This window comes from Nesterenkonia pannonica (assembly GCF_019575955.1).
GTDB lineage: Bacteria > Actinomycetota > Actinomycetes > Actinomycetales > Micrococcaceae > Nesterenkonia > Nesterenkonia pannonica.
Genome location: NZ_CP080575.1, coordinates 338476 through 361519 on the forward strand (window position 1 = coordinate 338476; position 23044 = coordinate 361519).

Below are 23044 nucleotides of genomic sequence, written 5' to 3' on the forward strand. Positions count from 1 at the left end.
GGCCATCGAGGCGGTCCGCAGGACCGGCACCGCGGTGGCCGAGGCCGCCCTCTGCTACACCGGCAACCTCTCCGATCCGGACGAGGACCTCTACACCCTGGACTACTACCTCGGCCTGGCCGAGCAGCTGGTCGACGCAAGCGCTCACATCCTCGCGATCAAGGATATGGTAGGCCTCCTGCGGCCTGCCGCCGCGAAGACCCTGGTCACCGCGCTGCGGGAGCGCTTCGAGGTGCCCGTGCACCTGCACACCCATGACACCGCGGCGGGCAGCTGGCTACGCTGCTGGCTGCCGCAGAGGCCGGAGTCGACGCCGTGGACGTGGCGGTGGCCTCCATGGCCGCGACCACGTCCCAGCCGCCTGCCTCCGCGCTGGTCGCCGCTCTGGAGCACACCGAGCGCGACACGGGGCTCGGCCTGGAAGCGGCCGCCTCGATGGAGCCCTACTGGGAGGCCGTGCGTTCGATCTACACGCCGTTCGAGTCGGGGCTCCCAGCCCCACCGGCCGGGTCTACCGGCACGAGATCCCGGGAGGGCAGCTGTCCAACCTGCGCCAGCAGGCCATCGCCTTGGGCCTGGGGAGCGGTTCGAAAGCATCGAGGACATGTACCACGCGGCTGACACCATGCTGGGGCGGTTGGTGAAGGTCACCCCGTCGTCGAAGGTGGTCGGCGACTTGGCGCTGCAGCTGGTCGGGATGGACGCGGATCCCGAAGAGTTCGAAGCCGACCCGCAGAGCTTCGACCTGCCCGATTCAGTGATCCAGTTCCTCGCCGGGCAGCTCGGGGATCCGCCCGGGGCTGGCCCGAGCCGTTCCGCACCAAGGCGCTGGAGGGCCGCACGGTCAAGCCTCTGGATCAGAAGCTCAGCGAAGAGGACTCGAAGGCGTTGGCCTCAGAGGACGCCGCGGAGCGGCGCCGCACCCTGAACCGGCTGCTGTTCCCGGGACCGACCAAGGACTTCGAGGACGCCCGGGAGAAGTACGGCGATGTCCAAGTGCTGCATACGCGTGACTTCCTCTACGGGATGCGCACCGGCTACGAGCACGTCATCTCCCTCGGCAAGGGTGTACGGCTGCTCGTCACGCTGCAGACCATCTCGGACCCTGATGCCAAGGGTATGCGGACCGTCATGTGCACTCTCAACGGTCAGGCCCGCCAGGTCGGTGCCCGGGACGACTCCGTGGAGGCCACGGTCGCGGCGGCAGAGAAGGCGGACTCCTCCGACCAGGGCCACGTGGCGGCCCCTTCGCCGGGGCGGTCACGCTGACGGTCGAGGAGGGGACACGGTTGAGGCTGGGCAGAACGTGGCCACCATCGAGGCGATGAAGATGGAGGCCGGGATCACCGCCCACGTCGCAGGCACGGTGACGCGGGCGGTGATCAGCGGTGTGCAGCGGGTCGACGCCGGTGACCTGCTCCTCGTCGTCAGTGAGAGCTGAGGAGCCTGACTCTCGGCTCACGTGTCGGGAGGCGCGGACGTCCCGTCATGCCGGCCCTCGAGGGCGGACCGCACCGTGTCCAGGACGGCCCGCTGGCCGGAGCTGAGGTAGTCCGTCGTGTGCTGGCTGAACCACGCGTCCGGCGGGGCAGGGAGCTCGGGCGCGTCCTGGGCGGCGAGTTCAGCCACGACAGGCAGGAACAGCTCAGTGATCTGCTCAGCGAGAGCCATGATCTCTTCACGCGACGCCTCGTCGTCAAGGTCCGCCCACGCTGTCATCGCAGCCGCGGCGGTCGAGGCCCGGTGCGGGTGGCTGAGCAGCTCATAGATCGCGGTCAGGTAGCCCTGGCCCTGGCTGCCCATCAGATGCATCAGCAGCAGAGTGTGGTCGCGATCGACGGATGCTGCGCTTCCCGTCAGGCCAGAGCGGAGCAGGAGATGGTGGAATGACGCGATCTGAGGGGGAAGATCCGGCAGCGCCTCGTACTGTCTGAGATGAGCGAGAAGCTCTCGCTGGTGAGTGAGACGGTCGATCTGCGATGCGAACTCTGCGTCCAGGGCGTCGAACACCTCAGCGGGCGGCGGTTCGGTTCCCTCGAGCATGGTGGAGATCTGCGGCAGTGAGAATCCCAGATCGGCCAGGCGGCGAATGCGGAGGACTGTGACCAGCGCATGGGTGCCGTAGTCCCGGTATCCGTTGCTTGACCGCTCCGGCTCCTCCAGCAGGCCGATCTGGTGGTAGTGCCGCAGTGCCCGCACGGTGATGCTTAAGCCAGGCTGGCGAGTTCGCTGCTACGCATCACGCATCATCTCTTGATCCTGTCGGGCGGGGGCGGGCTTCTCCAGGTTACGCATCGACCTGGCGCCCAGTGCCACCAACAGCCCGGTCGACCACAATGATGCGAGCAGCACGAGTGCTGTGTGAAGCCCCAAGAACTCCGTCATGATCCCGGCCAGGAAGATCCCCAGGGGTGAGGCTGCGGTGACGAAGGTGTTCTGGGTGCCCAGGACCCGTCCGCGCTTGTCCTCGGGGATGCGTTCGATGGAGAGCACCCCACGAGGGCTCCGAAGAGCCCGACGGAGAAGCCGAGGACGAACGCCCCGGCGAAGAGCACCCACACCGACATCAGTGTGGCCACGATCGCCAGGCCGAGCACGCTGCCCAGCGAGCCCGTGACGAACCATGCACGACGAGATCCTCGTGCTCCGGCAGCGGCGTAGATTCCTCCGCTTACCAGTGACCCGGCGGCGATGGCACTCATGACAAGACCAAGCAGACCTGGGCGATCGATCTCGGTGAAGTAGAGCGGAAGAATGATGCCTTGGAGCCCTCCGATGGCGATGACTGCCGAGGTGGTCAGGATCGTGGTGACGAGCACGAACCTGTTGCGGATCATCTCGGCCCACCCTTCTCGCAGCTGCGCCCAGACGCGGCGGACTGGGGCCCCGCTCGTCGTGGTTGTTCGGTCGAGTGCTCCCACGCGGTGGGGAATCAGCAGGGTCAGCAGCGCCGCGTGCCAGTGAGGTGCTGGCTGTGACCCACAGGGCTGTGGTGCCGTCCCACGTGGTGAGCATGAATCCGGCGGCTGCGGGGCCGACGAGGATCGCGACTGCGCCGAGGGCTTCGCGGGTTCCTGTGATGCGTTCCGCAGAGATCCCGCCGCTGCGGATGACGGCGGGGAGCAGTGCTTCGCGTGCGGTGATCCCTGGCACGTCTCCGATGGCGCCGATGATTCCGAACAGGACGAACCAGCCGACAGAGAGCCCGGTGATCATGTCGATGACGGGGAGGGCGCCCATGGCGAGGGCGGAGATGAGGTCGGTGAGGACTGATGAGGTGCGTCGGTTGATCCGGTCGATGACGAGGCCCATGAAGATGCTTAGCGAGGACGGCGGGGATGATCGTGGCGGCTGCGATGGTGCCCGCTGCGAGGGCGCTTCCGGTGGTCTGCAGGACGATCAGCGGCAGCACGATGGCGGCGATGGAGTTCCCCAGCGCGGAGAGTGTGTAGGAGGCCAGGTACGCGGCGGGGAGGAATCTCATGGGATGAGCTAAAACTATGACGCCGCGTCGGGGTCAACAGGATCGGTCCGGCAGAGGAATCAGCGACAGCAGCGCCGTGAGAGCGGAGACGCCGAGAACGATCCCGGCCTAGCCTCACCTGTTCCGATCGTGACGCAGACCGTTTCCCTGGGTTCCCGGCCGCTCTACCTGTCTAAGGTCATCCTCCGACCGGAGGCGGGACCGCTCGAAATCAGTCACACCGCGAGGCTCGGGCAGCTGTCAGCGTGACGTTCGGCTGAAGGCGTGGCTGCCGGATCGCAGGTGATCATGGAGCTGACGCGCCACACCGGCCATCACAGCCTCAGCTCCGGGTTGGACAGATGCGGCCACGCGAGATTCCGTCAGCGCCGCAACAGCGATGACTGATCCGTCGGCGTGCTCTACGGCACCGATCTCATGGCGCAGGTTGAGCTGAGTCCCGGTCTTCGACGACCACCGGCTCGCATCGGAGGCGAAGTCGGGCGCCAGCCGGTGCCGGTGCACATTCGCGCTCATCAGGTTGCGAAGACGTTCCGCGACCCAGGGCTCGATTGGTGAGCGGCCCCGTGAGAGGCGGGTCTCTGTGGGCGAGAGGGCCGTCCAGACGACGTCGAGCAGATCCACCAGGCCACGTGCGGTGCCGGCATTCGTCCGGCTGAGATCGAACTGCTCCAGCCGGTGGCCACCGCCGGAGGTGCTTCTCTCGATTGCCAGGGAGTGCGCGAGGTCAGTGTCATGGGGTGCCAGCGTCTCCGCGGGCGTCTGGGTCAGTGCGGTGAGGGTGTCACGCACGATGATGGAGCTGAGATCCCATTGCGCGAGGAGGGCGCTCACCTCGGCTGGAGGGATCAGCTGGAACAGGGCATCAGCTGCCGCGTTGTCGCTGAGCGTGACTGCGAGCAGGAGCGCGTCTTCGACTGCGATGTCAGCGACATGCTGAAAGCGAGTGATTCCTGTGGGACCAGCCGTCGAGATGCGCCCCGGTGGGATCTGAAGTCTGCTGGCCGGATCGAGTGCTCCACGCCGAATGTTCTCCAGAACAGCCAGTGCGAGCGGCACTTTCACCAGCGACGCCAACGGCATCACCCGGTCGGCGTCTATGCTGATCTCCTCACCGGTGGCGAGGTCCTCACAAGGTAGGAGCCGACCAATCCCGCCTGTTCGAGTTGGTCGCGCAGATCATCGATCAGTTCCGCGAGAGCGGGTTCATCGTTCATAGCCATCCTGTGCATATACGTCCTGGATCGGGGAGCTCGTGCGATCAGCTCAAGAGCGCAGCCGATGGGTGTGTGCAGCGTTGCGGCGAGCTCTGCGGCGTCGCTTCCCGATACGCCTCGCAGGGCGTAGGAGCGTTTGAAGCCGGAGAGGGCGATGGCCCGCCAGTGGAGCCGAACTCGTCCGCCTGCTGCGCGGAGCACACCAGCATGTCATCCCCGCCGTAGGTCTCGGTGAGCGCATTGGTCAGGGTCGTTGCGATCTGCACCTGAGTCGGAGCCAGGCCTAAGCCGCGTCGCGAAGGTGGAGAAGGCGGTCACGGACCGTCGGCACATCATCCTCAGGCTGCAGCCATAGGCGGCGGGCCACCCTGCAGGCTTGTGCCGTCGGCCCCTGAGCGTATCGAGATGCAGGGGTGGGTGCCTTCATTCCGCACCGTGGCCACCCCAGCGGAACCGTCCAGTTCGCTTCGTCCTCCGCAACCGCAATGATCGCGGTCTCGACATCGTGGGTGCGCAGCTGCTCGACCCGCTCAGTGGCTCGGCCTGAGACAGGTGCAGCACCACGTCTGCTTCTCTGCCCGCCCTGCCGAGCTCTGCGAGGTCCCTGACCGCGCACGCGCTCGGGACCGCACACCGCAGGGGTGTCGCGCGGGCCTGAGCCGCGTCGCGTCGCAACGCGTCAGCACGTTCCACGAGCCGACGCGTCCGCGGCAGCAGTCTGGCCCCGAACGGCGTCAGCGTGGCACGACGGCCTGAGCGATCAATCAGCCGAGCTCCGAGCTCATGCTCCAGTGCGGCGACTCGTCTGCTCGCCACCGATTGGGGATTTGTGCCGCAGAGGCACCGATCGTGAAGCTGCCCATGTCACTGACGCTGACGAACGCGCGACAAGCGCCCAAGAAGTCCACCCGCTCATGCTATGCCGATTCAGCATCATCATGACGATCTCGTGCTTGGACTGCATAGACAGCGGTTCTGCACTCTAGGGACACCACTCATTCAGACCCGACGATCAGCGCACCGCGCAAGGAGATTGCATGCACTCGACCCACCGCCGGGGCCTCAGAGCCCTCGGCTTGACCCTCCCTCTGGTGCTGCTCACCGCAGCATGCTCTGCCGCTGAGCCGGACACTGCACCCTCAGCGCCTCCGTCTCCCGAAGAGTCGGCCGTCGCGGGGAGCTTCGAGGAGCTTGAGTCGCGCTATGACGCCCGGCTTGGCGTCTACGCGGTGGATACAGGCACCGGCGAAGAAGTGACCTGGCGCGATGGGGAGCGGTTCGCGTACGCCTCCACGATCAAGGCCATCGCCGCGGGTGCGCTCCTTGATCAGGTGGGCCTCGAGGGGCTCGAGACTGAAGTCCCGATCCAGGAGAGCGATATGGTGCCTCACGCCCCCGTCACCGAGAACCATGTCGGTCAGACGCTCACGCTCGGGAGATCGCCGAGGCCGCAGTGACCGTGAGTGACAACCCAGCGGCGAACTACCTCTTCGACGAGTTCGGCGGCCCCGCCGAGTTCGATGCTGCCCTGGAGGAGCTAGGCGACGACGTCACAGAGGTGGTGCGCCGTGAGCCTGATCTCAACGAAGCGACTCCCGGTGATGACCGAGACACCACCACGCCCCGTGCGATCTCAGAGAACCTGCGGGAGTACCTCTTCGGCACGACCTTGAATGACGAGGAGAAGTCTCAGCTCCGCCAGTGGATGATCGACAGCGAAACCGGAGACACCCTGATCCGCGCTGATCTTCCCTCGGAGTGGACCATCGGAGACAAATCTGGAGGCGGGGGCTACGGGAGCCGGGGCAATATCGCGGCGATCTGGTTAGGCCGAAGGTGATCCCATCGTGATCGCGGTCCTGTCCTCACGTGACGAGCCGGACGCTGAGCACGATGACCGGCTCATCGCTGAAGCAGCCGAGGCGGCTGTCTCCGACCTTCGCTGACGCACGAATCTCATACTCCAGGAGGAGAGAAGAAGTCCTACTCAGGGGTGTTCCTCGGCGTCTGCCCTCTCATAGCCTCGATGCAGTCAGTAGTTGCACGGCCCTGCATACGCGTTGAGGAGAATGAGATGACCGAAACAATGAACCATGCGGACACGGGTCTGAAAGCCGTGCGGCAAGGCACGATCGGCGAGGTCGATCGGTGCTGTTGGACTGGCTCTTGGTCTGGTGCTCAGCGGCTGCGGGTTCTTCGAGGAATCACGCGCGGTGACCTACGAGGTCGAGGCCGTGTCAGGGGATGCCGGTGCCGAGAACATGCGGGTCGAATACCTCGGGCGTGAGTCCGGATTGACCGGGCAGGAGACGGTGGGGGCCACCGTGACGGACACGTCAGATTCGGCGCAGTTCGAGACGCTGGCTCGGGTCGATGATGAGGTGTCGGTCTCCGTGTCTGGTGTCCCCGGCGCCGTCCTGAGGTGTGCCGTGATCATTGATGACTCGGAGACGCTGGTGGAGGCGGAGTCGAGCGCTTCTGGTGAAAGTGTGGAGTGCAGCGCCACCGTTCCTGCCCAGGAAGGTCAGGGGTGACACTGGCCTGGCTATGGTGGGCCCTGCTCCTGGTGGGGCTCGGGGCAGCAGGCTGGGGTGGGTCAGGTACTTCCGCGACGGTCGCCGCCTGGGAGCGTTCGTCCTGGGCACGTTCGGGGCGCTGGCCGCACTGGTTGCTGGGGATTCCTCGCCCTGGAGCACGGCCACCCGGGAGTGCTCCAGGGCATGGGCCTCGCTGCGTTGGTGATTCTCGTGGCGGGAAATGTTCTCGGCTACCCGGCTCTGACCGTGATCCTCCTGTGGAGCGGGGTGACCGTGCTGCGCCGGGAGAGCCGCTCGCTCGGCAACGCCTTGGCTCTGCTCGGCGGGGCGGCGCTGGTTGTTCTGCCCGCCGCATTGCGATGGCTGGAGCCCACGGGTGTTGTGCGTGACGATGCGGAGTACTTGAGCCGCTATGGGCTGCACCTGGCAGCAACGCTCTTCGTGGGGTACTTCGGGTTCTGCTTCTCGGTCTTCCTGGTCGCCTCGCTCCTCTATCGGTGGCGACCGGTCAGGCTCACTCCCGAGGCGGTCGTCGTGCTCGGGGCCGGGCTGGTCAACGATCAGGTCCCGCCGCTGCTGGCGGGCCGATTGGATCAGGGATGGGAAGCGCAGCGCCGATACGGTGCGCCGCTGCTGATCACCAGCGGAGGCCAGGGCGACGACGAGCCGGTCCCAGAGGGCAGGGCGATGCGTGACTACCTCATCGACCGGGGAGCTGAGCCGGACAGGGTCATCGCGGAGACGGCTTCGAGAAATACTGCGGAGAACCTCGAGCTCTCCCGCGCCCTGCTGTCTGACCCGCATGCCCCGGTGTTGGTGGTGACCAGCAGCTATCACGTGTTCCGGGCCGCTCTCCTGACTCGACAGCTGGGCATGAGAGCTCATGTGATCGGGTCAGGGACAGCCTGGTACTTCCTCCCCAGCGCAGTGATTCGTGAGTTCATCGGGATCCTGCGTGACCAGCTGCGATTCCATGTTGCAGCTGTGGGGGCCATCCTCGCGGTCAGTGTCATGGCCGTTGCGTTTGTCGCGGCCATGGCTGCACCTCAATGACCGATCGTTCCTACGGGCGATCTCAGCCGCCTTCGCCTCACACGAATCGCATAATGCGCTTCTGCATGTCGAGGCTTGGGTAGAGGTCACCCTTCACGCGCTGAAGGAGCACCTGCACGTACTCGGGCACCTCGTCCGGGGCCAGCATTGATTCGACCATATTGAGCTGTGTGACAGACGGGTAAGGCTCTTGCCCGATTCTGGTCAGCAGGTCTTGGACAAGTGTCGAACGCAGGTCGGTCAGCTCGTCGGTCGCCATGACGGTCTCCTCAATGCTCGAAGATTATGATCTCTGTCACGTTTCATGCTAAATGCGCTGAGGAGCGCCGTCGAGGTCCTATGCCTCGAGGCGCCTCATCCGGCTCTTCCGGCAGCGGTTTCCTGCACCCAGGACGACAGGTTCGGGTTGTTCGGTTGGTAGGGAGGCTCCTCGGGGCCCCACCGGGACAAGATAGAACTGTCGAGTGTTTCCCGACGGTCGTGCGAACCGGCCGCAGGTAGGGCTCGTTGCCGGGCAGAAATCGGCCCAGCCCTCCGAGGAAACGGCTGAAGGAGCCTCGGATCGGTCCGCGCCATTCATCTCCTGCCAGAGGCGATGTCGGCGGTCTGATCTCCAGTCCGGCAGCTGAGGCGCGCTCGGCAATCCACTCCCGGGAGAGCGCGGAGAGAGTATTCGTGTCGTCGGTCGAGGTGCCGTCCTTGAAGGTGCCGCCACCGATGTTGGAGTGGGAGCCGATGAACCAGCGCTGTTCGATCGTGGGGGTGCCATGGCTGCTCGGCGTGGGCACCCGGTCCAGAGCGTGGGCGCGAACTGCTTACGGTGTTCATCGACCGCGACCGCGTGACAGGCGTGGTCAACCAGGCCACTCAGCGCAGTGTCGTGGAACTGATAGCGCCTGCGGGAGAGAGCCCGTCCGATGCCGCCGGGAATGCCGAGGCGCCCCACCGTGTCGAAGACCCCGATGAACGCGATGCGCACCAGCCGGGATCGTTCAAGAATCAGGCGGTCTTCAGCGGTCACGGGTGGTGCTTCGCCGTTCTGCATTTCTCGGAGCCCTGGGGTGTCTTTGGTTCGCTGGTAACGAGCGAAGACTTCTTTCGCGGACATGTCCGACGGGTCAACAAGCCCGCATTTGGCTATCATTCCGGCGAGACTGCGGGCGGAGAAGGCGCCGCGGCTGTACCCGAGAAGGCAGATGCGATCGTCCTCGGAGTGGTGGTGCTCGGCGATGAAGCGGTAGGAATCTGTGATGTCGTCTTCGAGGCCGTGACCGAGGGCTCCACCGGTGAGGCGGCTCCATACGCCGCCGCTTGTGCCCACTCCGGGGTTGTAGTGGACTCTCTGCGCCGCCGCGAGACTGGCTTCAGGGGTCAGGCGTTCCCAGAGCTGCGCGATGTTGGTGCCATCTTCGCGGTCTCTCCATGTGCCATCGAGCAGGACCGCGATGTTCATGACTGTTCCCTGAAGAGTTGATGCTGATGCGGGAAGTCTAGTTCCGGGACCCCATCAGGCCGGTCTGGCGAAGCGTCTCAACTGGCTTCGTGCTGGAGTGCTGGGTGCTGGGTGCTAACGACGGCATCGTATCTGTCGCTGCGATCGTGGTCGGCGTCGCCGGGGCATCAGCGACGACCGGTCCTGTTCTGACCGCTGGAGTCGCTGGTCTGGTTGGCGGTGCTGTCTCGATGGCACTGGGGAGTATGTCTCGGTGAGCAGCCAAAGCGACAGCGAACGGGCGCTGATCGTGAAGGAACGCCGAGAGCTCGCAGAGATGCCTCAGGAAGAGCTTGACGAACTCGCCAGCCTTTACCGCAGGCAAGGACTCAGCGGAGACACGGCACGACAGGTTGCGGAGGAGCTGACCAAGCACGACGCGTTGACGGCTCACCTCTCGGCCGAGCTGCATATTGATCAGAACGACGTCGTGAACCCCTGGCACGCGGCGGCAGCCTCGGCAGCAGCCTTCACGGTGGGCGCGCTCCTGCCGCTTGTGGCGATTCTGCTGCCGCCTGATGCTTGGCGGGTACCAGTGACCTTCCTCGCCGTCCTGCTGGCATTGACGCTGACGGGCCTGGTCTCCGCACAGATCGGAGGCAGCTCCCGGGCAAGAGCCGTTCTGCGCCTGGTCGTCGGTGGAGCTCTCGCATTGGGTGTCACATATGTGGCCGGGCTGCTTCTAGGTGCCTCAGGGGCGGTGTGATGGGCAGCGGCTGCGGCAGCTTGTGGCCAACGGGGCTTTGATCTGAGATATCAGTGGTCCGGTCCCGGACGCCTCAGTCTCATGGGTCGAAGTGCCCTATACGACGCCGCTGGACCGGTGAAACACTCGTGCACATGGGCACTTACCCTTTAGAACTGAACACCGCGTCGGTGAACGTGCCGTCACAGGCAGCGAAGAGGCTGCGGATATTCAACGCTGTGATCGGTCTGCTGCATCTGGTCTCCGGCTCAGCCATGCTCGCTCTCAGCAATGACTTTGCCCTGCCTGTCTCCACCTTCGCTCTCAACGGTCCGCCAGGGACGCCGGTCTCGCAAGGCACCCTGAATCTGGTGTTCGAACTTCCCCTCGGAATCGCGGCAGCATCCTTTCTCTTCCTTTCCGCCCTTTTCCACTTCCTCATCATTTCCCCGTGGGGCTTTCGCCGCTACATAGGTGAGCTGTCTAAGGGTCGAAACCGTTTCCGCTGGGTGGAGTACAGCCTGTCCTCGACGCTCATGATTGTCCTCATCAGCCTCCTGCTTGGTATCTCCGACATTGCGGCCCTCATCGGTGTGGGCTTCGCCAATGTCGCCATGATCCTCTTCGGATGGCTGATGGAAATGGCAAACAACGGACTGATGCACGAGAAGAACGGGCGCTCGGCTCGTGGTGAGCGAGCATGGTGGACGCCCTTCTGGTTCGGGTGCATTGCCGGAGCTGCCCCGTGGTTGGCAGCCGCAGCCTACTTGATCATCAACGTCGGCATTGAGGGTGGCGAAGGTCCGCCCGGCTTCGTCTACGGAATCATCGTGTCGCTGTTCGTGCTCTTCAACATCTTTGCCGTCAACCAGTGGCTCCAATACAAACAGCTGGGCCGATGGAAGGACTACCTCACGGGAGAGCGCACGTACATCGTGCTCAGCCTTGTCGCCAAGAGCCTGCTGGCGTGGCAGGTGTTCGCGAACGTTCTGGTGGGCTGACCAGGGAAATATGCCGCGTTCTCGACGCGTACGCGCCGACTGGCAGAGGTATCAGGGCCATGCACCAGAGCATCCGCTGCAGGATCCCTCGGATCCTGTCAGGCGGGGCAGGGGTGGGCATTATGAGTCCTCGGTGGCGAACTGGGTTCGGTAGAGCTCGGCATAGCGTCCGTCGGCCGCGAGAAGCTCGACGTGTGTGCCGCGTTCCACGATCTGACCTGCCTCGACCACGAGGATCGCATCGGCGGCGCGGACGGTGGAGAGCCGATGAGCGATCACCAATGCGGTTCGTCCCACGAGCGCTTCGGTCAGCGCGGCCTGCACCGCGGCCTCGGAGGTGGAGTCCAACGCGGCGGTGGCCTCATCGAGGATGACCACCTGCGGCTGTGCAAGCAGCAGGCGGGCCAGTGTCATCCGTTGGCGCTCGCCGCCGGAGAGCCGGTAGCCGCGTTCCCCGACCACGGTGTCCAGTCCATCGGGCATTGACTGGATCACTGATTCCAGCTTGGCTCGACGTATGGCGTCCCTGATCTGCGCGTCGGTGGCTTCCGGGCCGGCAGTGTGAGGTTGGCTCGGACAGTGTCGTGGAAGAGGTGGCCGTCCTGGGTGACCACACCTATGGAGGCGCGCAGCGACGCGAAAGTCGTCTCGCGCACGTCCACCCCAGCCAGGCGCACCGCGCCGGAGTCCACGTCGTAGAGCCGCGCCAGCAGGGCGGCGATGGTGGACTTACCGGCTCCTGAGGAACCGACGATCGCGACAGTCTGTCCAGGCTCCACCCGCAGATTGATGCCGTGCAGCACCTGCTCGCCGCCACGCTGGTCCAGAGTGGCGACTTCCTCCAGTGAGGCCAGCGAGACCTTCTCAGCGGAGGGGTAGGAGAAGGTGACCTCCTCGAACTCCACGGATGCAGGGCCCGCTAAGCACTGGCTTGGCGTCCTCCTTTTCCGTGATCAGCGGTTCAAGGTCCAGCACCTCGAAGACCCGTTCAAAGCTGACCACCGCACTCATCACTTCTACTCGGGCGCTGGCCAAGGACGTCAAAGGAGCGTAGAGCCGGGTGAGCAGCAGGGCCAGGGAGACGACGGCTCCGGCCTGGAGTTCTCCCACGATGGCGTAGACGCCGCCTAGGCCATAGACCAGCGCGAGTGCCAGTGCGGAGACCAGGGTCAGCGCCGTGATGAAGGTGGACTGCAGCATCGCGGTCTTTACCCCGATGTCCTGGACCCGTTGGGCGCGCTTCTCGAATTCGGCGGACTCCTCCTCAGGGCGGCCGAAAAGCTTGATCAGGGTGGCGCCTGGGGCGGAGAAGCGTTCGGTCATTTGGTCGCCCATGGCGGCGTTGTGGTTCGCCGCCTCACGCTGAAGCCCGGCCAGCCGACTGCCCATCCGACGGGCGGGAACCACGAAGATCGGCAGAAGCACGAGAGCCAGCAGGGTGACCTGCCAGGACAGTGAGAGCATCGCGATGAGGGTGAGGACGACCATCACCAGGTTGCCCACGACCCCGGAGAGGGTGCCGCTGAAGGCGCGCTGCGCGCCGATGACGTCGTTGTTCAGTCGACTCACCAGGGCGCCGGTGCGGGTACGGGTGAAGAAGGCGATCGGCATCTTCTGCACGTGGTCGAATACTGCGGTGCGCAGATCCAGGATCAGGCCCTCGCCGATCCGCGAGGAGAGCCAGCGCCCGAGGATGCTGAACCCTGCGTCGGCGACGGCGATGAGCGCGATCAGCGCGGCCAGTCCGACGACGACGTCCACGTCGGCCGAGCCCGTGATCGCATTGATGACCTGTCCAGCCAGCAGCGGAGTGGTCACCGCGAGCGCGGCGGTGACCACCGAGAGGATCAGGAACCAGATCAGTCGGACGCGGTGGGGCGTGCAAACCGCCCGATGCGAGTCAGCGTCTCCCGATTGAACGGCCGGTAGTCCTGCTTCGCATGGGTGATGCTGTACAGCGAGCTCCGTGCCGCGCCTTCCATGCTCACGCACAAACCCCAAGTTCTCCACTGATGCCGCAGTGGCTGTTGTGGTGTCGCCCCAAGCTGGAAGTCGAAGCACCCTGTCCTGCGCGGCCTTCGCCTTCAACACATCCTTCTCATGGTCCTCGCCCATCATAAGCACCGGCGTCGCACTCGCGGCGTGATTGGAGCTGTCATCTATCGGTGCGGCAGAGCCTCTGTTGTTCGACTCTTCCTCATTGGTGGCGCACGGGAGACGACGTTCATAGACTCCGCCGACTGTGGTTGATGTGATCAGGACAAGGTCGGTGAGATGCGACATCTTGGTCTAGCTTCCCGCCGAACTTGTCACGCGCTCGAGCCGCTGACGTGGGGCTGTGACATCTTCCTGAGACACGCTCTGTCTCACTAACTTGTCATAATCCTCAAAAGAATGTCTTTACTGGGTCTCTCGGTCCTGTGCGGGTACATGATCTTGCCATTGAGAGGGTCCTGTTATCAGCTCCGTACTTAGGGCACGAAACTCGCTAGTGTGATGCGAAGTGGCTGGAGCTGGCTGAACTGTCTGTGTGCGCTGAGCGGCTGTCGCCTTAGCGAACTGATAATCGCCGCTCGCGGTTTAAGGGGACCTTCTGTCAGAGGGCGTAGCGGGAAATATTGGGCTATTGCCCTTCCAGGGCTGCTAGTGTTCGGCGATCTTCGACTTCAGGTAGTCCACGTAGCCAGCCCGTAGCCCCTGCGCACTCTTGGTCTCGAGCCCCTCTGGATTGCTTGGACGTACTTCTCCAGTTGTGCAGGATTGCCGCCGGTCCATCCGTGGGCGATGGCCCAGCCTGCTAACGTCGGACCGTCCAGTGCATAGCCCGCGTCGTGCAGCGCCAATAGCATCGAGACAACGTCGTCTTTCTCGGAGCCCGCGGCGATCGTGTTGTTGTGATTGATCCTCAGGGTGAGGCTCTTCATCCCTTCCTCTACCACTGGGTCAAGCGCTTGCGTCTGTTCCTGCCATGCGCTTGTGTCGCCCAGAAGCTCTGGCTGTTCCGCGCTCACCCACGGTTGCAGCCTTTTCTCGTCCCACGAGATTACGCACAGAGCTCTGATTTGGTTGCCATTAAACCGCAGGAATTTGGCTATGTCGTTGGGATCCGCCCACGCCATCAACACAGGCCCGGGGTCACCTAGGTATGCCCCGCCGCGTGCCGTGATGTGGTTGACGCTGTGGTGACTAGAGACGAACTGCTCGAGCAGCTTGTTGTTCCCGAGATTGCCTTTCAAATGCGTCCACACGGTCAGGTGGTCCCCGTCCTTCATGTGATCGATGCACCACTGAAAGCCCGAACGTAGACCCTCATTGTCTGCACTGGTGACTGCGGTCGGGTAATCGGCCTCGTGGTGGAACATGTGTCTCTTTCCGATGGAGGGTGTCGGGGCGGCTTATCTGAGACGGTTTATAGAAAACGTTATACCCGGCACCGGTACCCGATGTCGATCGTTTCTATTCCAAGAGGGCAAACTGGCGTGACAGAAATTAAAGCTACAGTTGGACGTATCAGTAGGCGAAAAGCATGCTTGTTTTGTAGCGGCAACCGCATGCGAGCAAGGGGTAGCACCCCAGGTCGCAACAATTCATTGTGGCAGCACGACAGTCATGCCGCCTTGTCGAAAATTAGTTTCTGAGTTTCGAGGTGGCGACGCAAGTCAATCACTACGTCGTCATCAGCGGTCTTGCTGAAATTCTCAGTCTTGTGCAGGTCGACGGGGTTAGCCTTGGCAAGTTCACTGGTGTACTCGAAGACGATCTTCGTTATCATCGCAAGCTGATCGGGCGAGAACTCCACAGTCGTGGCGTTCTCCTGACCGTATGCGATTACTGCGTCGAGGTCGGTGACGAGGCGGTCGATGTTGTCTGGATCGAGGCTGCCGGTCTGAATCGCGTCCAGGTATTCCTCGAGTGATAGCTGGTACTTTCGCACGCACTCAGGAATGTCGAGTTCGGCTTCGTTCCTGTGCTTGCGGGAGATGACTGCCACTGCGCCATGGCCGCTATCACCCCTCCTGCCCCTAGCCCCGCAATGATCCAAGGGTTCTTTAGGCTGAGTGCGGTGCTGTTCACTGCCTTCTCCACGACTTTCTCGGATAAAGCAGTCTCTTGGAGGTAAGTCACGACCCGACCAGCCGTGTCGCGTACTACGCCGCCGTATCGAATGAAGTCGCCACTCACTAGGCCATTTGCAATTTCAGGTGGAATCTCAAATGCGGGTTGAATAATCATGGCCAACCTTCAAAGTTGCGTCTAAAGATTCTATGGGCGTGTTTCCAGCGTGTTCAACGCTTATCTAACCCTGAGACTTCGGCTAGAACAAGGAAAGGTCGGGACCGCGTGGGTCGGACCTGCCAAGAGTCAGGTCTGGTCTGCGTGAGGCACGCGGTGGAATATTCGATGGCGGTGAACCAGGCCCTGGCTGCCATCCATGCTCGGGCATCGAAGAAGTTGGGCCTCGCGGTCACGATCGTCTTAAGGAGGAATGGTATTCCTCCAAGCTGCCCAGGTCCCAAGTCCTGTGTTCGGCGAGTGTCGTGCACAATGTACTTATGAAGGCGACCGCCAAGACGCTGCAAAGCAAGGCGCTGTCGTCTATTCGGATAGCGATGACTGCCTTCAATAGCCCGGAAGACCATGGTCGGACCACCGTTGTGCTCCTTCACCTGCAACATGCGTTCGAGATGCTTCTCAAAGCCGCGCTCATTCAAGGTGGGACCAAAGTATTCGATAAGAAATCAGGTCGCAGCATCGGTTTCGAAGCCGCGATAAACCGGTCATGCCAGCTGTCAGGCTTCAAGGTAACCCAGGACGAGGCCGGGACGCTTCGAGCCGTCGACGCACTCCGGGACGATGAGCAGCACTGGTTCAACGAGGTCTCCGAAGGCTTGCTCTACCTCCATGCCCGAGCTGCCGTCACTCTATTCGACGAGTTGCTATTTCGAGCCTTCAACGAGCGATTAGCCGACCATCTTCCCAATCGCGTGCTCCCGGTGTCGACGGAGGCACCTCAAGACATCCTCACTCTTGTGGATCGCGAGTACGCCAACATTGCCGAACTGCTCAAGCCTGGTCGCCGGGCTCGCGGCGAAGCGCGCGCCAAGATCCGCACACTCCTAGCGCTTGAGGCCCACGTCGCCGAAGACACGAAAGTCAGTGACTCCGACGTGAATCGCGTCGAGAAGGGGATCAAAGCCAGCAGGACCCGTGAGCAGGTCTTTCCTAAGCTGAACCCCTCACAGCTGATATCAGTGGCGAGGGTCTGATGGTGAAGGTCAAGATTGTCAAGCACGATGAGGCTCTGCCGGTGCGTCTAGTGCGTGACGGCGACGGGGGCGAGTTAGTGGACGCCGCAGCCGTGCGAGAAGTGGATCTTCAGAAGAAGTATCACTGGTCGCCGTTCGACCTGGCTGACAAGCTGCGTATCACGCGCCCGAGGGCCACTGCCCTCAGGGAACACCTAAACATCGACGAAGACTCGGACTGTAGACACATGTTCGAGTTCGGGTCGCAGAAGCACCCCGTTACTCCGACAATGCCTTGACGCGCATGCGGAATGCCATCGAGAACGAAGACATGGATGCAATCTGGGAGGCCCACCGCCCAGGCCCTCGCTCAAGAACTCGTCCCTCATGCCGCCAACCGAGCTGCGCGAATGCGAAGGTGTCTCAATAGCTGGCTGGAAGCAGATCCATCAACAACCGTGATCCGTCTGGCCCGATTACCGCCACGTCTCCAGAGATTGCGATTGGCTCGGTGCGGAGTGCGTTCGAACATTTCCAAGAACTACAACTAGCCTGGGCGAGCTAGATCGGACGTCGCCTATCAGTCCGGCAGATCCGTCAATGATGCGCCGTAGATATAATCCTAAGTTGCCCTCCCGCGGACTGACCTCACGGGGTGGCGAATTTTGGTTGGCCTCAATCCCTCGCAAGGCTGCGGATGTGCTTTGATAGACACGCAACTCCCCTACGCCGCGCCCCAACGCATGAGCTTCAGCGGCCCGTGCTGACCAGGGTAGATGGGGGCGTTCATAAAGCCGCTCAGACCTCCGCAGAACCGTGCGCTTGTACATCTAATGCTCGGTCCGCCAACCACGCGAGCTCCAGCTCCACCAGACTTTGGTGGACCAGGGTCCGGTCGTTAGACGATGCCCAAAAAGCCCTGGGTAGTTCCTCTGTCCTCGATAGCTCGGCGGAATCCGTATGGGCAGTCCCGCTGCGAGCAAGTAAGCACGTGTTAGTTTCCCCGTCGTCGTGACTTCTTCGTAAGCGGCGGTGCAGTATCGCAAGTAGGCCTCACGCATGCCCACGCTTCAATGTCGCCCACTGTCATTTAAGCGGGACCTTTGGCACGCCCCTGACAGAAATCTGGGATTACTGACGACTTAAGTGGAACCTACATCTGCAGATCCAGCACGCTCTCCGGCATGGCGGAATAAACCTGCAGTACCCTAAGTTGAGTGTCAGTGACTCAAGTTTCACTCGTCGTTGTCGACATGACTGAAAGGGGGCCGCAAGGCCATGGACGTTGACAAGCTCACCGAAAAGTCCCGCGAGGCCGTATCGGCCGCCATCTCCTACGCCGAACAGGTGAAGAACCCCGGGTTGAGCCCGCCCACCTGCTCAAAGCACTCATGGACACCCCCGAGTCCCTCGCCGTCCAAGTGCTCCGAGCCGCAGGCGGGGACCCGGAAGCAGTCAGCAGGAACGCCTCCGACCTCATCAGCAAGCTCCCCCAGCTCGGCAACGCCGCCTCCACCCAGGGCAGCCCCGGCTTCGCAGCCGTGCTGAACGCCGCCCAGCGCAACGCTGGCAACGCAGGCCACACCTACACCTCCGCCGAGCACCTCCTGCACGCCCTCGCCACCGAAGCCCAGGACACCGCAGAGGCCATCCGCCGCGGCGGAGCCACCCCCAAGACATACTCAAGGCCGCAGAGAATATCCGTGCTTACCAGCCAGGAGACAGTGTGAACCCAGAAGCCACCTCCGAAGCGCTCTCCAAATACGGCACCGACCTCACCGCCCTCGCCAAAGAGCGCAAACTCGACCCCGTCATCGGCCGAGACTCCGAAATCCGCCGCGTCGTCCAGGTGCTCTCCCGGCGCACCAAGAACAACCCCGTGCTCATCGGCGACCCCGGCGTCGGCAAGACCGCCGTCGTCGAAGGCCTCGCCCAGCGCATCGAGCAGGGCGACGTGCCCAACGCGCTCAAAGGCAAGACCCTCATCAGCCTCGACCTCGGCGCCATGGTCGCTTACTCCAAATACCGCGGCGAATTCGAAGAGCGCCTCAAAGCAGTGCTCGACGAGATCAAAGCCGCCGACGGTCAGATCATCAGCTTCATCGACGAGATCCACACCGTCGTCGGCGCAGGCGGAACCTCCGACGGTTCCATGGACGCAAGCAACATGCTCAAGCCCATGCTCGCCCGCGGCGAGCTGCGGCTCATCGGCGCCACCACCCTCGACGAATACCGCGAGAACATCGAAACCGACGCCGCCCTGGAACGCCGGTTCCAACAGGTGTACGTCGGCGAGCCCACCGTGGAAGACACGGTGGCCATCCTGCGCGGCATCAAAGAGAAGTACGAAGCCCACCACGGCGTCGAAATCGCCGACGCCGCGCTGATCTCCGCAGCCACCCTCTCCGACCGGTACATCACCGCCCGGCAGCTGCCTGACAAAGCCATCGACCTCGTCGACGAGGCCGCTTCCCGCCTGAAGATGGAGATCGACTCCAACCCCGTCGAGATCGACGAGCTCGACCGTGCCGTCAAGCGGCTCAAGGCCGAAGAGGAATGGCTCGAGAAGGAAGCCGACGACGCCTCCAAAGAACGCCTCGAAGTCCTCCGGGCAGAGCTCGCCGACAAGACCGAGAAGCTCGCGGAGCTCCAAGCCCGGTGGGAGGCCGAGCGGGCCACCCACGTCAGCGCCGGTGAGCTGCGCGCCAAGCGCGACGAGCTCAAATCCGCCGAGGAGCGGGCAGAGCGCGAAGGCAACCTCGCCGAACTCGGACGCATCCGCTACGGCGAAATCCCCGAGCTGGAGAAGCAGCTCGAAGCCGCCGAGGCCGCCGAGCAGTCCGCCGACAAGCAGGACCGCATGGTGCCCGAACGCGTCGACTCCGACGCCATCGCCGAAGTCATCTCCGCATGGACCGGCATCCCCGCCGGACGCCTGTTGGCCGGAGAGACCGAGAAGCTGCTCGCCATGGAGGAGCAGATCGGCTCCCGGCTCATCGGGCAGAAGCGCGCCGTCACCGCCGTCGCCGACGCAGTCCGCCGCGCCCGCACCGGCGTGGCCGACCCCGACCGGCCCACCGGCTCCTTCCTGTTCCTCGGCCCCACCGGCGTCGGCAAGACCGAGCTGGCCAAAGCGCTCGCCGAATTCCTCTTCGAGGACGAGCGCTCCATGGTCCGCATCGACATGTCCGAATACGCCGAGAAGCACTCCACCGCACGGCTTGTCGGAGCGCCCCTGGCTACGTCGGCTACGACGAAGGCGGCCAGCTCACCGAAGCCGTCCGCCGCCGCGCCTACTCGGTGGTGCTGCTCGACGAGGTCGAAAAGGCCCACCCCGAGGTGTTCGACATCCTCCTGCAGGTCCTCGACGACGGACGCCTCACCGACGGACAGGGACGCACCGTCGACTTCCGCAACACGGTGCTCATCCTCACCTCCAACCTGGGCAGCCAGTACCTCGTCGACCAGACCACCGACGAGGCCACCAAGCGCGAACAGGTGATGAGCGTGGTGAACAGCGCCTTCAAGCCCGAGTTCCTCAACCGGCTCGACGACACCGTCCTGTTCGACCCGCTCGGCATGGAGCAGCTGACCTCCATCGTCGACATCCAGATCAGGTCCCTGCAGGAGCGGCTGGCCTCACGGCGCCTCACCCTGCAGGTCACCTCCGCCGCCAAGGAATGGCTCGGCTTCACCGGCTACGACCCCGCCTACGGGGCACGGCCGCTGCGCCACTCATCCAACGGGAGATCGGCGACCAGCTCGCCAAGGCCCTGCTCAGCGGCGCGATCGTCGACGGCGACACCGTCGAGGTCGACCGCAACGAGCTGGCGCTGCAGGAAGGGTCATCGCACGGGCTCACCGTGCGAAGGGCCGACGGCTAATCCTCGGCGTCGGCGTCGTCCGCCTCATCGTCCCGCGGGTCAGCTGAGACGGACACGTCGGCCTCAGCATCCCCGTCCTCGTCCTCCTGCTCCTCCTCATCCAGCACAAAGTCGCCCGTCAGAGGGCCGTCATCACTGCGGGTGAGGAAGCAGGAGACCAGGCGGTCACCGTCGTCCCACGTGGACTCGGTCGGGTGCCACAGCCGCACCGCCAAGTCATGCTCAGCCTCGGCCGCCGTCTCCTCATCGAGGCGAAGGTCATCGTGGCACCACTCGTGCGCAGTGTCCGCCACCTCCACGTCACCCGGATAGGCGCCGTCGGAGATGTTCTGCCGCAGCACCACCTGCACGTCATAGGGGCGCTCGCAGTCCACCACGTCAGCGGGCTCGTCCTCGTCCTCATAGCCGACCAGGCACCAGCCGGTCTCCCAGTCCTCGGCAGGAACGTCACGGGCGTGGACGCCGTCCGCCGCTCCTCCACCCAGTCCCAGCCCTCAGACTCCTCCTCAGCGGGCTCCCGAATGACGAACCACCACAGCAGCCCCATGGTCAGAAGGACCACCAGGCCGTAACGATCAGGAAGGGAATCGCGTTGAGCTGAACCCCGTGCTCGGTCTGCGCGCGACGCTCCCGGCGCGATGCCGCAGGAGTGCTCTCGGAGGGGCTTGGGGAGTCCTCAGTCATCCAGGCGGAGCCTTCCGATCGGTGCGACGCAACGGGACGCCTCATGCTAACTTAGGGGCACGAAGCACATCATCTGAACAGTCAAGCCCGTGGTGAACCTTCCGACGTTCCGCTGCGGCATGAGTAGATGTTAAGGGGTCCCGCTCATGGGGCGTGGCCGTCAGAAGGCTAAAGCAACCAAGCAGGCACGGGAGATCAAGTACTTCACCCCGGACACTGATCTGTCGGCTCTGGAGCGGGAGCTCGCACAGTCCCGCGGAGAGACCGAGGACTCCGGGATCGAGTCTGATGACGACCCCTACGCCGATGAGTTCGACGCCGATGACGCAGGGGACCAGCGCTGACGCTGGCTCCCGGTTTTCACTCAGCAGGCTGAGCGCGCGCATGCCGCAGCCCTGAGGTCGATAGCCCGCATCGTCGAAGACTCAGCGGAGCCGCAGCCCCGGAAACGGCGAGAGTAAGCATTGCCGCGCTTCTCGGCGAGGGCTCAGTCCTCTGCGTCACCGGGGCGGGGGTCTCCACCGACTCCGGCATCCCCGACTACCGGGGACCCGCCGGATCTCTGCACCGGCACCGGCCGATGACCTACCAGGAATTCCGGTACGACTCCGCATCCCGGCACCGCTATTGGGCCCGATCCTTCGTCGGCTGGCGGCACATGGGCGCCGCTGAGCCGAACCCCGCGCATCATTGCCTGGCCGCCTGGCAGCAGTCCGGCGTGCTCTCCGGGCTGGTCACCCAGAACGTCGACGGCCTGCACGACCAAGCCGCAGCAGCCCTGAGCATGCGCACCTCCGATGACCAGCCCAACCACGCCCAGCAGGCCATGAGCCGGGTCGTGGCACTGCACGGCAACCTCGACCAGGTCACCTGCCTGACCTGCGGCGGCATCGAAGACCGCCGCGCCCTGGACCTCAGGCTTGAGGACGCCAACCCCGGCTACGCCGAAGCGGCCATGGTCGCCGCCGAGAACGTCAACCCAGACGGCGACGTCACCCTCGACCAGTCCTGGGTCCAAGAGTTCACCCTGGTGGGCTGCCAGACGTGCGGCGCCGACACCCTGAAGCCCGACGTCGTCTACTTCGGCGAGAGCGTGCCCGAAGAGCGCAAAGCCGCCGTCGACGAGCTCGTGGCGCAGTCCTCAGCACTCCTCGTCGTGGGCAGCTCCATGGCGGTGATGAGCGGATTCTCCATCGCACTGAAGATGCACCGGGCGAACAAGCCCATCGCCGTCGTCAACGGAGGCCCCTCCCGCGCCGACGCCAAAGCCGACTTCCGCTGGCGCACCCGCATCGCCCCCGCACTTGAGGAGCTAAGCCGCACCCTCTGACCGCTGCTTAGCCCGTGGGGGCAGGGAGCAGGCCGGTGCGGCAGTACTCCCTGTACTGCGCGTCGAAGGCGCGGACAGCAGTGGCCTGGACGATTCCCAGCGGCAGGATGACGGCGGACGCAGCCAGTGCGAGGAGGGCCACCCAGTAGCTGGCCCCGTCGGAGGAGCTGCCGAGCACCGCATTCGTGAACGCGTTCGGCAGCGACATGCTCATGCCGAAGGCCGCGACCAGCGGCAGCCACCAGGCGCGGCCGGGGTCACCGCGCAGCCAGTTCTGAGACTTCGGCCAGGGCTGGTCCGTCCTCACCTGATACTCCTGCTTGCTCAGCAGGCGGGCCTCCGGGGTCGGGTCCGTCATCAGTGCATCACTCCTCCGCTCCCACACTATCGGCCAGCCGCATTGCCGTGCCTTATTGAAGGATCTGCCCATA

23 protein-coding genes and 6 pseudogenes are annotated in these 23044 nt (G+C 64.0%); 18 read left to right on the plus strand and 11 right to left on the minus strand.

Features of this window, described 5'->3' with window-relative positions:
* Positions 1-34 precede the first annotated feature (34 nt).
* Both K0H76_RS02600 and K0H76_RS02605 read left to right on the plus strand, forming a co-directional pair.
* Positions 35-1269, plus strand: a pseudogene (locus K0H76_RS02600) (hypothetical protein).
* A 37-nt stretch (positions 1270-1306) separates the two neighbouring features.
* Positions 1307-1441: a hypothetical protein gene (locus K0H76_RS02605; protein ID WP_258934361.1), complete on the plus strand. Its 135-nt coding sequence runs from the start codon at positions 1307-1309 to the stop codon at positions 1439-1441.
* 17 nt (positions 1442-1458) lie between these two features.
* Here the strand turns inward: K0H76_RS02605 and K0H76_RS02610 are convergent, their stop codons facing one another.
* The 4 genes from K0H76_RS02610 to K0H76_RS02625 all read right to left on the minus strand — a co-directional run bounded on the left by K0H76_RS02610 (position 1459) and on the right by K0H76_RS02625 (position 4902).
* Positions 1459-2199, minus strand: coding sequence for a MerR family transcriptional regulator (locus K0H76_RS02610; RefSeq protein ID WP_258934362.1), 741 nt, complete (start codon positions 2197-2199; stop codon positions 1459-1461).
* 182 nt (positions 2200-2381) lie between these two features.
* Positions 2382-2921 carry a hypothetical protein gene (locus K0H76_RS02615; protein ID WP_258934363.1) on the minus strand — a complete coding sequence of 180 codons (540 nt, stop codon included), beginning with the start codon at positions 2919-2921 and terminating at the stop codon, positions 2382-2384.
* Positions 2922-3724: 803 nt separating this feature from the next.
* Complete coding sequence (locus K0H76_RS02620; RefSeq protein ID WP_258935309.1) at positions 3725-4567, minus strand: class A beta-lactamase-related serine hydrolase; 843 nt, start codon at positions 4565-4567, stop codon at positions 3725-3727.
* Positions 4568-4581: 14 nt separating this feature from the next.
* A complete protein-coding gene (locus tag K0H76_RS02625) occupies positions 4582-4902 on the minus strand; it encodes a hypothetical protein (protein ID WP_258934364.1) in 321 nt (106 codons plus the stop codon).
* A gap of 836 nt (positions 4903-5738) precedes the next feature.
* On the opposite strand from K0H76_RS02625, the gene K0H76_RS02630 reads away from it, so the two are divergent.
* The 5 genes from K0H76_RS02630 to K0H76_RS02650 all read left to right on the plus strand — a co-directional run bounded on the left by K0H76_RS02630 (position 5739) and on the right by K0H76_RS02650 (position 8291).
* On the plus strand, positions 5739-6158 hold the full coding sequence (locus tag K0H76_RS02630; protein WP_258934365.1) for a serine hydrolase: 420 nt from the start codon (positions 5739-5741) through the stop codon (positions 6156-6158).
* A 2-nt stretch (positions 6159-6160) separates the two neighbouring features.
* Entirely contained in the window at positions 6161-6541 is a 381-nt protein-coding gene (locus K0H76_RS02635; protein ID WP_258934366.1) for a serine hydrolase, read from the plus strand.
* Between the two features lie 334 nt (positions 6542-6875).
* Positions 6876-7235, plus strand: a complete 360-nt coding sequence (locus tag K0H76_RS02640) for a hypothetical protein (RefSeq protein WP_258934367.1) — start codon at positions 6876-6878, stop codon at positions 7233-7235.
* A 13-nt stretch (positions 7236-7248) separates the two neighbouring features.
* Positions 7249-7443: a hypothetical protein gene (locus K0H76_RS02645; protein WP_258934368.1), complete on the plus strand. Its 195-nt coding sequence runs from the start codon at positions 7249-7251 to the stop codon at positions 7441-7443.
* Entirely contained in the window at positions 7422-8291 is an 870-nt protein-coding gene (locus tag K0H76_RS02650) for a YdcF family protein (protein ID WP_258934369.1), read from the plus strand. The genes K0H76_RS02645 and K0H76_RS02650 overlap by 22 nt, the downstream gene beginning before the upstream one ends.
* Before the next feature lie 37 nt (positions 8292-8328).
* Here K0H76_RS02650 and K0H76_RS02655 read toward each other — a convergent pair whose 3' ends face one another.
* Positions 8329-8550, minus strand: coding sequence for a hypothetical protein (locus tag K0H76_RS02655; protein WP_258934370.1), 222 nt, complete (start codon positions 8548-8550; stop codon positions 8329-8331).
* Positions 8551-9111: 561 nt separating this feature from the next.
* On the opposite strand from K0H76_RS02655, the gene K0H76_RS02660 reads away from it, so the two are divergent.
* The 3 genes and pseudogenes from K0H76_RS02660 to heR all read left to right on the plus strand — a co-directional run bounded on the left by K0H76_RS02660 (position 9112) and on the right by heR (position 11469).
* Complete coding sequence (locus K0H76_RS02660) at positions 9112-9765, plus strand: hypothetical protein (RefSeq protein ID WP_258934371.1); 654 nt, start codon at positions 9112-9114, stop codon at positions 9763-9765.
* 43 nt (positions 9766-9808) lie between these two features.
* A pseudogene (locus tag K0H76_RS02665) lies at positions 9809-10489 on the plus strand (VIT family protein).
* A gap of 134 nt (positions 10490-10623) precedes the next feature.
* Positions 10624-11469 (plus strand): heliorhodopsin HeR, encoded by an 846-nt coding sequence (gene heR / locus K0H76_RS02670; protein WP_258934372.1) that lies wholly within the window; start codon positions 10624-10626, stop codon positions 11467-11469.
* 120 nt (positions 11470-11589) lie between these two features.
* Here heR and K0H76_RS02675 read toward each other — a convergent pair.
* The 3 genes and pseudogenes from K0H76_RS02675 to K0H76_RS02685 form a co-directional block, all read right to left on the minus strand.
* A pseudogene (locus K0H76_RS02675) lies at positions 11590-13457 on the minus strand (ABC transporter ATP-binding protein/permease).
* Positions 13458-14135: 678 nt separating this feature from the next.
* The gene (locus K0H76_RS02680) at positions 14136-14831 is read right to left on the minus strand and encodes a hypothetical protein (protein WP_258934373.1); all 696 of its coding nucleotides are present in this window, start codon (positions 14829-14831) and stop codon (positions 14136-14138) included.
* Positions 14832-15076: 245 nt separating this feature from the next.
* On the minus strand, positions 15077-15460 hold the full coding sequence (locus K0H76_RS02685; protein ID WP_258934374.1) for a hypothetical protein: 384 nt from the start codon (positions 15458-15460) through the stop codon (positions 15077-15079).
* A 562-nt stretch (positions 15461-16022) separates the two neighbouring features.
* Between K0H76_RS02685 and K0H76_RS02690 the strand changes: the two genes are divergently transcribed.
* The 6 genes and pseudogenes from K0H76_RS02690 (at position 16023) to K0H76_RS02715 (ending at position 20599) form a co-directional block, all read left to right on the plus strand.
* Complete coding sequence (locus K0H76_RS02690; RefSeq protein WP_258934375.1) at positions 16023-16736, plus strand: hypothetical protein; 714 nt, start codon at positions 16023-16025, stop codon at positions 16734-16736.
* The gene (locus K0H76_RS02695) at positions 16736-17014 is read left to right on the plus strand and encodes a hypothetical protein (RefSeq protein ID WP_258934376.1); all 279 of its coding nucleotides are present in this window, start codon (positions 16736-16738) and stop codon (positions 17012-17014) included. Before K0H76_RS02690 ends, K0H76_RS02695 begins: the two co-directional genes overlap by 1 nt.
* 1092 nt (positions 17015-18106) lie before the next feature.
* Positions 18107-18445: a hypothetical protein gene (locus tag K0H76_RS02700; protein WP_258934377.1), complete on the plus strand. Its 339-nt coding sequence runs from the start codon at positions 18107-18109 to the stop codon at positions 18443-18445.
* Positions 18433-19257, plus strand: a pseudogene (locus K0H76_RS02705) (AAA family ATPase); the annotation flags it as partial. The gene K0H76_RS02700 and the pseudogene K0H76_RS02705, both read left to right, overlap by 13 nt.
* 426 nt (positions 19258-19683) lie before the next feature.
* Positions 19684-20390, plus strand: a pseudogene (locus tag K0H76_RS02710) (AAA family ATPase); the annotation flags it as partial.
* Between the two features lie 5 nt (positions 20391-20395).
* Positions 20396-20599: a hypothetical protein gene (locus tag K0H76_RS02715; RefSeq protein WP_258935516.1), complete on the plus strand. Its 204-nt coding sequence runs from the start codon at positions 20396-20398 to the stop codon at positions 20597-20599.
* Here the strand turns inward: K0H76_RS02715 and K0H76_RS02720 are convergent.
* Positions 20596-21012 (minus strand): septum formation family protein, encoded by a 417-nt coding sequence (locus tag K0H76_RS02720; protein WP_258935310.1) that lies wholly within the window; start codon positions 21010-21012, stop codon positions 20596-20598. The two genes, K0H76_RS02715 and K0H76_RS02720, sit on opposite strands and share 4 nt — an antisense overlap.
* A 136-nt stretch (positions 21013-21148) precedes the next feature.
* Complete coding sequence (locus tag K0H76_RS02725) at positions 21149-21283, minus strand: hypothetical protein (RefSeq protein WP_258934378.1); 135 nt, start codon at positions 21281-21283, stop codon at positions 21149-21151.
* Between the two features lie 146 nt (positions 21284-21429).
* On the opposite strand from K0H76_RS02725, the gene K0H76_RS02730 reads away from it, so the two are divergent.
* Together K0H76_RS02730 and K0H76_RS02735 are read left to right on the plus strand one after the other, a co-directional pair.
* Entirely contained in the window at positions 21430-21627 is a 198-nt protein-coding gene (locus K0H76_RS02730; protein WP_258934379.1) for a DUF3073 domain-containing protein, read from the plus strand.
* Between the two features lie 51 nt (positions 21628-21678).
* Positions 21679-22613: pseudogene (locus tag K0H76_RS02735) on the plus strand (NAD-dependent protein deacetylase).
* A 7-nt stretch (positions 22614-22620) separates the two neighbouring features.
* On the opposite strand, the gene K0H76_RS02740 reads toward K0H76_RS02735, so the two are convergent.
* Positions 22621-22971 carry a hypothetical protein gene (locus K0H76_RS02740; RefSeq protein WP_258934380.1) on the minus strand — a complete coding sequence of 117 codons (351 nt, stop codon included), beginning with the start codon at positions 22969-22971 and terminating at the stop codon, positions 22621-22623.
* Positions 22972-23044: the final 73 nt, after the last annotated feature.

Bases quoted from the DNA above. Each gene is read 5' to 3' on its own strand.
- K0H76_RS02630 (WP_258934365.1), top strand. From the start codon at position 5,739: ATGCACTCGACCCACCGCCGGGGCCTCAGAGCCCTCGGCTTGACCCTC.
- K0H76_RS02650 (WP_258934369.1), top strand. From the start codon at position 7,422: ATGGGCCTCGCTGCGTTGGTGATTCTCGTGGCGGGAAATGTTCTCGGC.
- K0H76_RS02645 (WP_258934368.1), top strand. From the start codon at position 7,249: ATGGTGGGCCCTGCTCCTGGTGGGGCTCGGGGCAGCAGGCTGGGGTGG.
- K0H76_RS02730 (WP_258934379.1), top strand. From the start codon at position 21,430: ATGGGGCGTGGCCGTCAGAAGGCTAAAGCAACCAAGCAGGCACGGGAG.
- heR (WP_258934372.1), top strand. From the start codon at position 10,624: ATGGGCACTTACCCTTTAGAACTGAACACCGCGTCGGTGAACGTGCCG.
- K0H76_RS02680 (WP_258934373.1), bottom strand. From the start codon at position 14,831: ATGTTCCACCACGAGGCCGATTACCCGACCGCAGTCACCAGTGCAGAC.
- K0H76_RS02700 (WP_258934377.1), top strand. From the start codon at position 18,107: ATGGACACCCCCGAGTCCCTCGCCGTCCAAGTGCTCCGAGCCGCAGGC.
- K0H76_RS02725 (WP_258934378.1), bottom strand. From the start codon at position 21,283: ATGACTGAGGACTCCCCAAGCCCCTCCGAGAGCACTCCTGCGGCATCG.
- K0H76_RS02715 (WP_258935516.1), top strand. From the start codon at position 20,396: ATGGCTCGGCTTCACCGGCTACGACCCCGCCTACGGGGCACGGCCGCT.
- K0H76_RS02620 (WP_258935309.1), bottom strand. From the start codon at position 4,567: ATGCCGTTGGCGTCGCTGGTGAAAGTGCCGCTCGCACTGGCTGTTCTG.
- K0H76_RS02740 (WP_258934380.1), bottom strand. From the start codon at position 22,971: ATGACGGACCCGACCCCGGAGGCCCGCCTGCTGAGCAAGCAGGAGTAT.
- K0H76_RS02690 (WP_258934375.1), top strand. From the start codon at position 16,023: ATGAAGGCGACCGCCAAGACGCTGCAAAGCAAGGCGCTGTCGTCTATT.
- K0H76_RS02695 (WP_258934376.1), top strand. From the start codon at position 16,736: ATGGTGAAGGTCAAGATTGTCAAGCACGATGAGGCTCTGCCGGTGCGT.
- K0H76_RS02655 (WP_258934370.1), bottom strand. From the start codon at position 8,550: ATGGCGACCGACGAGCTGACCGACCTGCGTTCGACACTTGTCCAAGAC.